The 12,693-nt window shown below is 74.3% G+C and carries 11 protein-coding genes and 1 pseudogene; 5 read left to right on the top strand and 7 right to left on the bottom strand.

From position 1 onward, the window contains the following. Positions 1–9: 9 nt before the first annotated feature. Positions 10–1,446 (top strand): FAD-dependent oxidoreductase, encoded by a 1,437-nt coding sequence (locus ABZ719_RS05555; RefSeq protein ID WP_366723918.1) that lies wholly within the window; start codon positions 10–12, stop codon positions 1,444–1,446. A gap of 123 nt (positions 1,447–1,569) precedes the next feature. Here the strand turns inward: ABZ719_RS05555 and ABZ719_RS05550 are convergent, their stop codons facing one another. Both ABZ719_RS05550 and ABZ719_RS05545 read right to left on the bottom strand, forming a co-directional pair. Then, entirely contained in the window at positions 1,570–3,078 is a 1,509-nt protein-coding gene (locus ABZ719_RS05550; RefSeq protein ID WP_366723917.1) for an MFS transporter, read from the bottom strand. A 169-nt stretch (positions 3,079–3,247) separates the two neighbouring features. Further along, on the bottom strand, positions 3,248–4,501 hold the full coding sequence (locus ABZ719_RS05545; RefSeq protein WP_366723916.1) for an NAD(P)-binding protein: 1,254 nt from the start codon (positions 4,499–4,501) through the stop codon (positions 3,248–3,250). Between the two features lie 68 nt (positions 4,502–4,569). Between ABZ719_RS05545 and ABZ719_RS05540 the strand changes: the two genes are divergently transcribed. Next, positions 4,570–5,271: a pentapeptide repeat-containing protein gene (locus ABZ719_RS05540; RefSeq protein WP_366723915.1), complete on the top strand. Its 702-nt coding sequence runs from the start codon at positions 4,570–4,572 to the stop codon at positions 5,269–5,271. Between the two features lie 285 nt (positions 5,272–5,556). Here the strand turns inward: ABZ719_RS05540 and ABZ719_RS05535 are convergent, their stop codons facing one another. Continuing rightward, entirely contained in the window at positions 5,557–6,057 is a 501-nt protein-coding gene (locus tag ABZ719_RS05535; RefSeq protein WP_366723914.1) for a hypothetical protein, read from the bottom strand. Positions 6,058–6,063: 6 nt separating this feature from the next. On the opposite strand from ABZ719_RS05535, the gene ABZ719_RS05530 reads away from it, so the two are divergent. Next, a complete protein-coding gene (locus ABZ719_RS05530) occupies positions 6,064–7,503 on the top strand; it encodes a M1 family metallopeptidase (RefSeq protein WP_366723913.1) in 1,440 nt (479 codons plus the stop codon). Between the two features lie 57 nt (positions 7,504–7,560). Here the strand turns inward: ABZ719_RS05530 and ABZ719_RS05525 are convergent, their stop codons facing one another. Both ABZ719_RS05525 and ABZ719_RS05520 read right to left on the bottom strand, forming a co-directional pair. Beyond that, the gene (locus ABZ719_RS05525; protein WP_366723912.1) at positions 7,561–8,271 is read right to left on the bottom strand and encodes a GNAT family N-acetyltransferase; all 711 of its coding nucleotides are present in this window, start codon (positions 8,269–8,271) and stop codon (positions 7,561–7,563) included. Beyond that, the gene (locus ABZ719_RS05520; RefSeq protein ID WP_366723911.1) at positions 8,193–8,768 is read right to left on the bottom strand and encodes a TerD family protein; all 576 of its coding nucleotides are present in this window, start codon (positions 8,766–8,768) and stop codon (positions 8,193–8,195) included. The genes ABZ719_RS05525 and ABZ719_RS05520 overlap by 79 nt, the downstream gene beginning before the upstream one ends. Positions 8,769–8,969: 201 nt before the next feature. Between ABZ719_RS05520 and arfB the strand changes: the two genes are divergently transcribed. Next, positions 8,970–9,407: an alternative ribosome rescue aminoacyl-tRNA hydrolase ArfB gene (gene arfB, locus ABZ719_RS05515; protein ID WP_366723910.1), complete on the top strand. Its 438-nt coding sequence runs from the start codon at positions 8,970–8,972 to the stop codon at positions 9,405–9,407. 96 nt (positions 9,408–9,503) lie between these two features. On the opposite strand, the pseudogene ABZ719_RS05510 reads toward arfB, so the two are convergent. Both ABZ719_RS05510 and ABZ719_RS05505 read right to left on the bottom strand, forming a co-directional pair. Continuing rightward, positions 9,504–9,833 (bottom strand): annotated as a pseudogene (locus ABZ719_RS05510) (GNAT family N-acetyltransferase); the annotation flags it as partial. 158 nt (positions 9,834–9,991) lie between these two features. After that, positions 9,992–10,576 (bottom strand): flavin reductase family protein, encoded by a 585-nt coding sequence (locus tag ABZ719_RS05505; protein ID WP_366723909.1) that lies wholly within the window; start codon positions 10,574–10,576, stop codon positions 9,992–9,994. A 367-nt stretch (positions 10,577–10,943) separates the two neighbouring features. Here ABZ719_RS05505 and cdgB point away from each other — a divergent pair, with 367 nt between their 5' ends. After that, entirely contained in the window at positions 10,944–12,614 is a 1,671-nt protein-coding gene (gene cdgB, locus ABZ719_RS05500; RefSeq protein ID WP_366723908.1) for a diguanylate cyclase CdgB, read from the top strand. The last annotated feature ends 79 nt before the right edge of the window (positions 12,615–12,693 follow it).

Below are 12,693 nucleotides of genomic sequence, written 5' to 3'. Positions count from 1 at the left end.
CGTCCGGCCATGAGCAGCTCGGCGAGGAATGCCGCTGGCGGCGGCACAGGCGACGGCGGCGTCGTGAACGGCGGCATCTCCTTCTGGTTCGCGGACGACGGCATCCCCGCCGTGCGCGAGCCGCTGACCGGGGACGCGAGCGCCGACGTGGTGATCGTCGGCGGCGGCTACACGGGACTGTGGACGGCGTACTACCTGAAGAAGGCCGAGCCGTCCCTGCGGATCACCGTGCTGGAGCAGAAGTTCTGCGGCTACGGCGCCTCCGGGCGCAACGGCGGCTGGCTCTACAACGGTGTCGCCGGCCGCGACCGGTACGCGGCACTGCACGGCCACGAGGCCGCCGTACGGCTCCAGCGGGCGATGAACGACACCGTGGACGAGGTGATCCGCGTCGCCGCCGAGGAGGGCATCGACGCCGGCGTCCACAAGGGCGGCGTCCTGGAGGTCGCCCGCACCCCCGCCCAGCTGGCCCGCCTGAAGGCCTTCCACGAGCACGAACTGTCCTACGGCGAGAAGGACCGGGAGCTGTACGGCGCGCGCGAGACGGCCGAGCGGATCCGGGTCGCCGACGCGGTCGGCTCCACCTGGACCCCGCACGGCGCCCGCCTGAACCCGGCCAGGCTGGTCAAGGGTCTGGCCGCGGTGGTGGAGGCGCTGGGCGTGACGATCCACGAGGCGACGCCGGTCACCGAGATCCGTCCCCGCCGCGCCCTCACCCCGTACGGCACCGTCCGCGCCCCCTACGTGCTGCGCTGCACCGAGGGCTTCACCGCCTCCCTGAAGGGCCAGCGGCGCACCTGGCTGCCGATGAACTCCTCGATGATCGCCACCGAGCCGCTGAGCGAGGCGCAGTGGGCGGCGCTCGGCTGGGACGGCCGCGAGACCCTCGGCGACATGGCGCACGCCTACATGTACGCCCAGCGCACCGCCGACGGCCGCATCGCGCTCGGCGGCCGCGGAGTGCCGTACCGCTTCGGCTCGCGCACCGACAACGACGGCCGCACCCAGCGGGAGACCGTCCGCGACCTGCGCGACATCCTCGTCGGCTTCTTCCCCTCACTGGCCGGGCTGCGGATCACGCACGCCTGGTCCGGTGTCCTCGGCGTCCCGCGCGACTGGTGCGCGACCGTCACCCTGGACCGCGGCAGCGGCCTCGGCTGGGCGGGCGGCTACGTCGGCTCGGGCGTCGCCACCACCAACCTGGCCGCCCGCACCCTGGCCGACCTGGTCCGGCTCGACTCCGGTGCGGCGGGCGCGACCGCGCTCACCGCACTGCCCTGGGTCGGGCACAAGGTCCGCAGGTGGGAACCGGAGCCGCTGCGCTGGCTGGGCGTGCAGGGCATGTACGCCACCTACCGCACGGCGGACCGCCGCGAGGCCCTCACGCACAGCGCCCGCTCCTCCCGTCTGGCCCGCCTCGCGGACCGGGTGGCGGGACGGCACTGAGACGCGCCCGGCCCGGGCCCCGCGCCGCACCTCCCCGCGGGCGTGCCCGCCCGCGGGCACCCGCCCGTCCGCAGGAGGAGGGTTCCGGGTGCGAACTCGGAACCCTCCCCGCCCCTCGCGGGTTCATGGGGCCGCCGGCTCCCGCACCGCCTCCGCGGCCGTGGCGTGCCTGGGCGCGCGGGCCGTCACCATCAGGCCGGCGGCCAGTCCGGCCAGGAGCATGACGGCCGCCGCCCACCAGATCGCGACCGTGTAGCCGTGCACGACGCCCTCCGGGACCACCCGGGCCCGGTCGGTCTCGGCGCGCAGGTGCGCGGTGATGTACGCGGTGCTGCTGGAGATGGCGACCGTGTTGAGCAGCGCGGTGCCGATCGAACCGCCCACCTGCTGCGCGGTGTTCACGGTCGCCGAGGTCACGCCCGCGTCCCGCGCGGCGACGCCCGCGGTGGCGGTGGCGAACACCGGCATGAAGGTCAGGCCCATGCCGAGGCCCATCAGCAGCAGCGCGGGCAGCACCTCGGTGGTGTACCGCGAGGCGACCGTGAGCCGGGTCAGCAGCAGCAGACCGCCCGCCGCCAGCAGCATCCCCGGGACCATGAGCGCGCGGGGCGCCACGTGGGGCAGCAGCCGGGCCGAGATCTGGGTGGAGCCGGCGACGATCGCGGCGGTCAGCGGCAGGAAGGCGAGCCCGGCCCGCAGCGGTGAGTAGCCGAGGATCTCCTGCAGGTAGTAGGTCATGAACAGGAACAGCCCGAACATGCCGATCACGGCCAGCAGCATGGTCAGGAAGCAGCCGGCCCGGTTGCGCTCGCGCAGGACGTGCAGGGGCAGCAGCGGCACCGGGGCCCTCGTCTGCCACCACACGAACGCCGCCAGCATCGCCGCGCCCGCCGCGAACAGGGCCAGTACCAGCGCGTCCGTCCAGCCGCGCGGCTGTGCCTCGCTGAAGCCGTAGACGACGGCCACCAGACCGCCGCAGCCCAGCACCGCGCCCGGCACGTCCAGCCGGACACCGGCGTGCCCCGGCCGTTCGCGCAGCAGCGCGGACGCGCCGAGCACGGCGACGGCGGCGATGGGCACGTTGACGTACAGGCACCAGCGCCAGTCCAGGTACTCGGTCAGCAGGCCGCCGAGGAGGAGACCGATCGCCGAGCCGCTGCCCGCGAGCGCGCCGTAGATACCGAACGCCTTCCCGCGCTCGCGCGGATCGGTGAAGGTCGTGGTCAGCAGGGAGAGCGCGGAGGGCGCCAGGACGGCGGCGAAGGCGCCCTGCAGGGCCCGCGCGCCGAAGAGCAGGCCCGAGGACGTGGCCGCGCCGCCGAACGCGGAGGCGGCGGCGAAGCCGACGAGCCCGATGACGAACGTGCGTTTGCGCCCGGCCAGGTCGGCGATCCGCCCGCCCAGCAGGAGCAGCCCGCCGAACGCGAGGGTGTAGGCGGTGATCACCCACTGGCGGTTGGCGTCCGACATGTGCAGGTCGCGCTGGGCGGAGGGCAGGGCGATGTTCACGATGGTCGCGTCCAGCACCACCATCAGCTGCGCGAGGGCGATCACCACCAGCGCCCACCAGCGGTGCGCGTCCGAGGGGCGCGCGTGGCGGGGCTGGTGCCGGGGACGGGGGTGCCGGTGCATGACGGAGGATTCACCTTTTCGGGTGATACTCATCCCGTCAGAACAGCATGAATCGGCACATGCCGCATCCCGGGATCGCCGGAACCGGCCGTCGGGCGGGCGCGCCCCGGCCCGGGGGCCGGAGGGCCCGGCCGGATCAGCGGTACGGGGGGCCGGCCGCCCGGCAGGGTCAGCGGGCCGGATCGAGGCTGGGCCGGCCCAGGGCCAGGGAGACCGCGGTGAGGGCGCTGGTGAAGGACACCTCCGACAGCACGCCGGGCGCCGCGACCTGGTCGCCGGCCAGGTAGACGCCGTCGCCCCGGTCGACGGCGGGCCGGTCGCGCCAGGTGGTGCCGGGCGGGTCCACCGCCCCGGTGCGGCCGCTCGCGACCGCGTCCCGCCGCCAGGTGGCCCGCTCGCGCCAGCCGGGGAACCCCAGGTCGAGCAGTTCCCCGGCCCGCGCCGAGCCGTCCGCCCGCGACTCGTGCGGGGCGATCGGGATCTGTCCCTGGATCAGTTGCTCACCGGCGGGCGCCAGGGTGGGGTCGGCCGCGCTGAACCGCTCGATCCAGCCGGGCGCGTCCAGGTCGGACACGGCGAACGCGTCCCCGCGCCGGGTGCGCACCGCCAGGTCGACCAGCACCGTGCGGCCGCTCGGCCAGGTCAGGGAGTCGTCGCCGAGCAGCCGGCGGGCGGCCTCCAGCGAGGTGGCGACGATGACGGGCCCGCCGGCGGGCAGGGTGTCGACGCGTGACAGCGTCTCGATGCGGACGCCGAGGTCCCAGGCCCGCGCCGCCATCCGGTCCACCACGCCCGCCCAGCCGCCGCGCGGGTAGTGCGCCTCGGGCGGCAGCTTGGTGGCACGCCGCAGCCGCTCCTGCACGAACGCGGCGGACAGCGCGCCCGGGTCGTGGTGGAACAGGGCGACGGCCGCGTAGTGCGCGGCGGCCCGGGCGCCCTCCTCGCCCGCGACGCCGGTCGCCCAGGTCAGGAAGTCGGTGTCCACCGGGGCCTGCGAGGCGCCGCGGAACAGCAGCCCGAGCATCGCCCGCGGCGGGGTGCGGCGCAGCTTCCCGCGGTGACGCAGCCGCAGCCGGGCCGCCTCCAGGGGCCGCAGCGGGGCGAGCGGTCCGATCAGGTCGCGCCGCCTGAGCCAGGCCCAGTGCGGCCCGCCGTCGTAGAGCGCGTGCGGCCCCTCGTTGGTGCGGTAGGGGGCGTCCGCCGTCCGGGCCCGTCCGCCGAGTGTGTGGTGGGCCTCGTGCACGGTGACCTCGGCGCCTGCCTCGGCCGCGGTGACGGCGGCGGCCAGCCCGGCCAGTCCGCCGCCGATGACGGTGATGCGGTGCATGGGTACGGGTCCTCCCTCTGTCGTTCCCGGCGCCGCCGTGACGTCCGCCGGGCGGCTTTCCGGGTACGACCGTCCGAGGGCCGCGGTTCGTGACATCGCCCGTGACCGCGCAGGCCGGGCGGGCTGCGCGGTGCGCTGTCGGTGGCGGGGTGCACGATGGGGGCATGGCGAGGAGAGCGGCGGACGGTACCGGCGGCACGGGCGGCGGCCGGGGGCGGGTGAAGGCGGCGCGGCGGCCCGAGGTGCGGCTGCCCGCGCTGGAGGCGTACGAAGGCGCGGGCCTGGCCCCGGACGGCGACTACGACGGGCTGGAGTTCCGGGAGACCGACTTCGCCGGGCAGGACGGCGCGGGCGCCCGGTTCATGGACTGCGCGCTGCGGGGCTGCGTCCTGGACGACGCGTCGCTGCGCCGCGCGCGCCTGTTCGACACGGTCCTCACCGGCGTTCGGGGCGTCGGTACGGACCTCGCCGAGGCGACGCTGCGCGACGTCGAGCTGACCGACGCCCGGCTAGGCGGGGTGCAGTCGCACGGCGCGGTCCTCGAGCGGGTGCGGATCCGCGGCGGCAAGATCGACTACCTGAACCTGCGCAAGGCCAGGCTGCGGGACGTGGTCTTCGAGGGCTGTGTCCTGGTCGAGCCGGACTTCGGGGGAGCCCGGCTGGAGCGGGTCGAGTTCGTGGACTGCGTGCTCCAGGGCGTCGACTTCGGCGGGGCGGCGCTCACCGACGTCGACCTGCGCGGGGCCGCCCGCCTGGAGATCGCGCGGGGCGTGGACCGGCTGGCAGGGGCGGTGATCAGCACGGGGCAACTGCTCGACCTGGCGCCGGTGCTGGCGGCGGAGCTGGGGGTGAGGGTGGAGGACTGAGGGGCGCGGGCGCGGTGCCGGACGGCGGCGCGCCGGGCAGGAGTCCGGCGGCGGGCGGGGGCGCACCGCCGGGGGTGCGCCGGCCGGGCGGGGGTGTGCGGGCCGAGCGGTCGCACGGGGGGCGCGGGCCGGGCGGTCGCACTGGCGGGGGTACGTCGGCCCGCCGGTCACACCGGCCCGGGCTCCCGGTCGGGAGGTCACACCGTCCTGGGCCCACGGCCGGGAGGTCACACCGGCGAGGACGGCGGCACCGTGGCCCGGCGGGCGGGGTCAGGACGGGCGGGGTCAGGGCAGGCGGGGGAAGCGGGCCTGGAGGGTCCACAGCGCGGGGTTCTCCGCCAGGTCCTCGTGCAGGTCGCACAGGTCGGCGATCAGGTCGTGCAGGAAGTCGCGTGCCTCCCGGCGCAGTTCGGTGTGGGAGAAGGACAGCGGGGGCTCCTCGGCCGGCATCCAGTCGGCCTCGATGTCCACCCAGCCGAAGCGCCGCTCGAAGAGCATGCGGTCGGTGGACTCGGTGAAGTCCAGTTCGGCCCGCTGGGGGCGTGCCGCCCGGGAACCGGCCGGGTCCCGGTCCACCTGTTCCACGATGTCGCACAGCGCCCACGCGAAGTCGAGCACCGGCACCCAGCCCCAGGCCGTGGCCAGCTCCCGGTCCGAGCGGGTGTCCGCCAGATAGACGTCGCCGCAGAACAGGTCGTGGCGCAGGGTGCGGACGTCCGCCCGGCGGTAGTCCGTCTGCGGGGGGTCGGGGAAGCGGTTGGAGAGGGCGTAGCCGATGTCGAGCACGAAGGGATGGTGTCACGGCCGCCGCATAGGATCGCACTCGTGTCCCGAACCGCACTGTTTGCCCGAGCCGTCGGCGCGTTACTGCTGTGCGCCCTCCCGCTGACCGCCTGCGACGGCGGCGTCCACGGCCGGCCGGGCGGGTACGGCCTGCGTGACCCGTACTTCCCGAGGGCGGGCAACGGCGGGTACGACGTGAGCCACTACGGCCTCACGCTCGCCTACGACCCGGACCACCGCCGCCTCACCGGCACGGCCGCGGTCACCGCCCGCGCCACCGAGGACCTGTCCGCCTTCGACCTGGATCTCCAGGGGATGGAGGTGGAGAGCGTGACCGTCGAGGGGCGGGGCGCCCGCTTCCACCGGGCGGGGCAGGAGCTGACCGTCCGGCCGCACGACGACCTGGCCGAGGGCGAGACCTTCAGCACCACGGTCCGCTACTCCGGCACCCCGCGCACCGTCACCGACCCCGGTGGGTCGAAGGAGGGCTGGCTGCCCACGGCCGACGGCGCCCTCGCCCTCGGACAGCCGGTCGGCTCGATGGCGTGGTTCCCGAACAACGACCACCCCTCGGACAAGGCCACGTACGACATCTCCGTCAGCGTGCCCGCCGGCCGGAAGCTGACGGCCGTCTCCAACGGCGAACTGAAGAGCACGACGACCAGCGGGGGCCGTACGACGTACCGGTGGCACACCGGCGAGCCGATGGCGACCTACCTCGCCACGGTCGCGATCGGCGACTTCGAGGTGAGCCGGTCCACTCTCGGCAACGGCCTGCCGGTGTACACGGCGGTCGATCCCGCGCTGGCCGGGGAGAGCGAGCCGGTGCTCGCGCAGATCCCCGAGATCATGGACTGGGCGGAGGACAACTTCGGTCCCTACCCCTTCTCCTCCACCGGGGCGATCGTCGACCGCGTCCCCGGTGTCGGCTACGCGCTGGAGACGCAGAACCGCCCCGCCTTCCCCAGCGCCCCCGACACCACCACCCTCGTCCACGAACTCGTCCACCAGTGGTACGGCGATTCCGTCACCCCGAAGAGCTGGCGGGACATGTGGCTCAACGAGTCGTTCGCCACGTACGGGGAGTGGCTGTGGGCGGAGGACCACGACGGACCCAGCGCGCAGGAGACCTTCGAGACCGTCTACCGCGGCGAGGGCGACAACGGCACGGACGTCTGGGCCTATCCGCCCGGCCGGCCGAGCAGCGCCGCGGTCATCTCCGACGCGCCCGTGTACGACCGCGGCGCGATGGTCCTGCACAAGATCCGCCAGACGGTCGGTGACGACGCCTTCTACGGCATCGTCCAGGGCTGGGCCGCCGCCCACCGCCACGGCAACGCCTCCACCGCCGACTTCACGGCGTACGTCGAGAAGAAGGCGCCCGGCAAGGACTTCAGCGCGATCTGGCGGGACTGGCTGTACGGCGAGGGCAGGCCCGCACACCCGTGAGCGGCCTGCCGGGTCCGGCCGCTCCGGTCCGCGGGGGCACGTTCGCGGGGCGCCTCCTCAGACCAGCTCCTTGCGCAGCACCGCGCAGGGGCGGCCCCGGTCACGGTCCGCGCGGTGGTCGACGACGCCGTAGCCGAGGGCGGTCCAGAAGGCGAGGCCGGCCTGGTTGCCGTCGAGGACGGCCAGGCGCACGGCGGTGCGGCCCGCCGCGCGGAAGCGGTCCTCGACCAGGGCCGCCAGCCGTCTGCCGTGGCCCCGGCGGCCGGCCGCCGCGTCCACCATCAGCAGGCCGATCCACGGGTCGGGGTCGGCCGGGTCGGGATGGTGGTCCAGGGTGACGGCGATCCCCACCAGCGTGCCCTCGCTGCGGGCCAGCAGCACCTGCGCGTCCGGGTGGGCCAGCTCGTCCGCGAGTGCGGCGGCGACCTGCTCGGGGCGGATGTCGTCCGGGTCGGGGAAGTCACCGCTGAGGGCGTGGAAGTCGCGCCGGGAGGCGTAGAGCGCGGTGAGTTCGGCCAGCAGCCCGGGCGGCAGGCCGTGGGGGGGGAGAACGACAGGGGCTGGAGGATCATGCGCGCAACGTATCGCGGCACCCCCGGGCGTCCGGGGTCTCCCGCCGCGCGGACAGGCGCCGGAGCCCGGACACCGCGACGGCGGGTCCGGGCTCCGGGGCGGGGTGCGGCGGTCCGTCAGACGTTCACACCGAAGTCCTGGGCGATGCCCACCAGGCCCGAGGCGTAGCCCTGGCCGACCGCGCGGAACTTCCACTCCGCGCCGTTGCGGTACAGCTCGCCGAAGACCATGGCGGTCTCGGTGGCGGCGTCCTCCGACAGGTCGTAGCGGGCGATCTCCGCGCCGCCGGCCTGGTTGACGATGCGGATGTAGGCGTTGCGGACCTGGCCGAAGTTCTGGCTGCGGTTCTCGGCGTCGTAGATGGAGACCGGGAAGACGATCTTGTCGACGTCGGCCGGGAGCCCGGCGAGGTTGACGTTGATCGCCTCGTCGTCGCCCGCGCCCTCGCCGGTGCGGTTGTCACCGGTGTGGACGATGGTGCTGTCCGGGGTCTGCTTGTTGTTGAAGAAGACGAAGTGGGCGTCGGAGTACACCTTGCCCTGCGCGTTGACCGCGATGGCGGAGGCGTCCAGGTCGAAGTCCGTGCCGGTGGTGGTGCGGACGTCCCAGCCGAGGCCCACGGTGACGGCGGTCAGGCCCGGAGCTTCCTTGGTGAGCGAGACGTTGCCGCCCTTGGAGAGGCTTACAGCCATTGTTGGGAGTCCCTTCCCTCGTTGCGTGTGCGGACGAAGCTACCGCCACCTCTAGGAACGCCGAGAGGGGTCCCCATGGTTCCGGATGTCTTTACCTTTTTTACCAAGCCGGGCCCGAACGGCCCGGACCGGCGGCGGGACGGCGCGCCGCGCCGGATGTCCGGGAAAACCCGGTGACGTGCCCCGGACAGGCGCGGGACCATGGAGGGCATGTCCGGTCCCTATGTCATCCGCGGCTCCGTCGCGCTCCCCGAGGCCGAGCTGGCCTGGCGCTTCTCGCGGTCCTCGGGGCCCGGCGGCCAGCACGTCAACACCACCGACAGCCAGGTGGAGCTGCGCTTCGACCTGGCGCGCACCGAGGCGCTGCCCGAGGTGTGGAAGGAACGCGCGCTGCGGCGGCTGGCGGGCCGGCTCGTCGACGGCGTCGTCACCGTCCGCGCCTCCGAGCACCGCTCCCAGTGGCGCAACCGCGAGGCCGCCGCGGTGCGCCTCGCCGCCCTCCTCGCCGAGGCCACCGCGCCGCCGCCCCAGCCTCGCCGGCCCACCCGCATCCCCCGCGGCATCAACGAGCGCCGCCTGCGCGAGAAGAAACAGCGCTCGCAGACGAAACGGGGGCGGTCGGGGCGGGACTGGGGGTAGGGCGTGTTCCGGCGGTACCGCCGCCGTCCGCCCGGAGGGCGGGGCGGGCGAGGCTCCCGGAACACGCCCTGGGCCAGGCCCGCCTGGCCCCTGCCGTCAGGCGTTCGGCGCGGTGCCGGGTGCTTCCGGATCGGCCGGCTCCCGGGTCAGGTCCAGGACGCCCACCGTCTGGCCGCCGCTCGTCTCGCCGTTCGGACGGAAGCCGAGCCGCAGGTAGAAGCGCTCCGGGCCGTCCGGGCCCGGGTGCCAGGAGACGTACATCCGGGTGGCGCCCCGGCGGCGGAGTTCGGCGGCGACGGCGTGCACCGCGAACCGGCCGTGACCGCGGCCCTGCTCCCCGGCCGCGATGTTCAGCCGCCACAGGCCCGAGCGGATCACGCTGCCGTTCAGGTGCCAGTCGATGTCGAGGAAGGCCATCAGGAAGCCAGCCACCGCGCCACGGCCCCCCGGCGGTCTGTGTCCCGTACGAAGCACCGGACCACGGCCCCCCGGCGGCCGGTCCCCCCCCACGCCCCCCGGCCGACGGCGACCCGGCGGCCCGTGTCCCGCACGGCCGCCGCGTCCCGCGCGTCCCGGTCGCGGCGTCAGCCCAGGTGCCGGTAGCGGCCGCGGAAGTACATCAGCGGGCCGCCCTGTGCGCTCGGCAGCCGGGCGGACAGGACGCGGCCGACGACCAGGGTGTGGTCGCCCGCCGGGACCCGCTGCTCGGTGCGCAGCTCCAGGGTGGCCAGGGCGCCGCCCACCAGCGGGGCGCCGGACACCTCGCCGCGGACGTAGGGGATGTCCGCGAAGAGCAGGCGGTCGCTGATGCGGCCCTTCATGGCGAAGCGGCCGGCGATGTGCCGCTGGCTCTCGGCCAGGACGGACACGGCCCACAGCGGCTGCTCGGCGAGCAGGTCGTCCATGCGGGAGCCCTCGCGCAGGCTGACCAGGGCCAGCGGCGGGTCGAGGGAGACGGACAGGAACGCCGTCGCGGTCATCCCCACGTCCTCCCCGCCCGGCGCGAGCGGGTCGTCCGGGTCGAGCGGCGGCTCCTGCGCGGTCACCAGGACCACGCCCGCGGCCAGGCGGGACATCGCGGCACGGAACTCGTCGTCGCTCACCCCCTCAGCATGCCCGGAGGAGGCGGGGGCGAGGGCGCGGGACGGGGCGGGGGAAGTGTTCAGCACACATCAACGCTAATGACCGGCCCGCGCCCCGCGCATCGGGCCCTGGCCCGAGCCCGGTCCTAGGTCCGCGGACCCACCGTCCCGCTCGTCGCGGCTCATCGGAACCAGCGATTCCAGCCCGTTCCCGCGATCTCTCGTGCATCATGGCCGCACAGCACAAGTTTGCGTTCAGTGAACACTTCGGAAAAAAGCAGAAACACCACTCAATTGTTCACGTTCGGTTGTGACTTGAGTCACAAGGGACGTGAATTGTTGACCCTGTGTACCGAGTGGGCTTCGCGCTGTGATTCAGTGGCGTAGACCGCACGGCACGATACGCCGAAGAGAACCCTTTGATTCACTGCGAGGTCTCGGGGGGAGGGCGAGCATGGAGACCGAGTCGGAGCCCTATGTCCGTCTTGCGACCCTGCGGCAACTGCACCAGGTCATGGCGGACATGAACACCGCGCGCAGCCTGGCCGACACACTCCAGACCGTGGCCGACGGCGTCGTGACCGGCCTCGGCTACGAACTGGCCTGCGTCAACCTCGTACGCCCCGACGGCGACCTCGTCGTGGCCGCCTTCTCCGGCAACCCCGCCGCCGAGGCCCTCATCACCGGCCGGGTCGGCTCCCGCGAGTCCTGGGACCGCCGCCTGTCCATGGGCGAGGCCTGGGGCGACCTGGTCTTCATCCCCCACACCGAGGGCTGGGTCCTCGACGACGACGACGTCCCGCAGTGGTACACCGACGGGCCCGCTCCCCGCTTCGAGGACGAGTGGCACCCCTCCGACCGCCTCTTCGCCCCCATGTACGCGCCCGGCGCGCCCGCGGGCTCCCCGGGCGAGCTGCTCGGCGTGCTCTCCGTGGACCGGCCGCGCGGCGGCCGCCGTCCCGGCGCCTGGGGCCGCGAGGCTCTGCAGGTGTACGCGTTCCAGGCGGCCATCGCGATCAGCAACGCCCGGCTGCGCGCCAACATGCAGCGCGCCCTGGTCCGGCTGGAGCGCGACCAGCAGGCCCTGCGCGCCAGCGAGGAGAGCTTCCGGCAGGCCTTCGAGTACGCCCCCTCCGGCATGGCCATCGCCGAGATGGGCGGCGACCAGCACGGCCGGATCCTGCGCACCAACGACGCCCTGTGCCGCCTGCTGGGCCGCCCCGCCTCCGCGATGCGCCGCTACTCCTTCTCCGACCTCGTCCACCCCGAGGACATAGGCACCCTGCTGCGCACCTCCGCCGAGGGCGGCCGGGCGGAGCTGCGCCTGGGCCGCCGCGACGGCACCTACGTCTGGGTGTCCCTGCGCAACTCCGTGGTCGCGGACGCCGCCGACGGCCCCCGCTTCCTGCTCACCCACGTCGAGGACATAGAGGAGCGCAAGCGCCGCGAGCTGCACCTCGCCCACCGCGCCTCCCACGACTCCCTCACCGGCCTGCCGAACTCCGCCGAACTGCGCTCACGGCTCTCCGCGCGCCTGTGCCGCCGCTCGCACTCCGCGCTCCCCGGCGACCTGGAGTCCCTGGACGCCGCGTACGGCCACCCGGCGTACGCCGGCGCCGACACCGGACACGACCACGGCTTCGACTTCGACGCCGGCCCGCAGGCCTACGACGCCTACGACCACCACGTGCACACCGTCGCCCCCGAGGGCGACCGGGACGACGGCACCAAGGGCCTCGCCGTCCTCTTCTGCGACCTCGACGGTTTCAAGTCGATCAACGACCGGTTCGGGCACAACGCCGGCGACGCCGTCCTCATCGAGGTGGCCCGGCGCCTGTCCAACGGCGTGCGGGACGGCGACACCGTGGCCCGGCTCGGCGGCGACGAGTTCGTGATCCTCGCCGACGGCCTCGGCCGCGCCGACGCCGAGGACCTCGCCGTGCGCCTGCGCAACGAGATCATCCAGCCCATCCGCGCCGAGGGCCGGGCCGTCCGGGTCGGCGCCAGCTTCGGCATCGGATGGGCACATTGCGGGATGACGGCGGACGAAGTGCTGAAGTCCGCGGACGAACGGATGTACGTCGAGAAACGATCTCGTCCCAAACAGCATCGGCGGGCCGGATAAACCGCTGGTCAGCGGCAGGGTGCGGGGTGAGTCACCCGTTCGGCCCCAGAGGAGCGGGTAGGCTCGGTCCAATCTCACG

The organism is Streptomyces sp. NPDC006743 (assembly GCF_040703815.1).
Classification (GTDB): domain Bacteria; phylum Actinomycetota; class Actinomycetes; order Streptomycetales; family Streptomycetaceae; genus Streptomyces.
Note: the sequence above shows the minus strand (reverse complement) of the source record. Positions and strands in the feature narration are given on the sequence as shown.

What these genes read in the sequence shown, in the direction of transcription:
- ABZ719_RS05555 (WP_366723918.1), top strand. Translation starts at nt 10, where the DNA reads ATGAGCAGCTCGGCGAGGAATGCCGCTGGCGGCGGCACAGGCGACGGC.
- ABZ719_RS05550 (WP_366723917.1), bottom strand. Translation starts at nt 3,078, where the DNA reads ATGCACCGGCACCCCCGTCCCCGGCACCAGCCCCGCCACGCGCGCCCC.
- ABZ719_RS05545 (WP_366723916.1), bottom strand. Translation starts at nt 4,501, where the DNA reads ATGTCACGAACCGCGGCCCTCGGACGGTCGTACCCGGAAAGCCGCCCG.
- ABZ719_RS05540 (WP_366723915.1), top strand. Translation starts at nt 4,570, where the DNA reads ATGGCGAGGAGAGCGGCGGACGGTACCGGCGGCACGGGCGGCGGCCGG.
- ABZ719_RS05530 (WP_366723913.1), top strand. Translation starts at nt 6,064, where the DNA reads ATGGTGTCACGGCCGCCGCATAGGATCGCACTCGTGTCCCGAACCGCA.
- ABZ719_RS05520 (WP_366723911.1), bottom strand. Translation starts at nt 8,768, where the DNA reads ATGGCTGTAAGCCTCTCCAAGGGCGGCAACGTCTCGCTCACCAAGGAA.
- arfB (WP_366723910.1), top strand. Translation starts at nt 8,970, where the DNA reads ATGGAGGGCATGTCCGGTCCCTATGTCATCCGCGGCTCCGTCGCGCTC.
- cdgB (WP_366723908.1), top strand. Translation starts at nt 10,944, where the DNA reads ATGGAGACCGAGTCGGAGCCCTATGTCCGTCTTGCGACCCTGCGGCAA.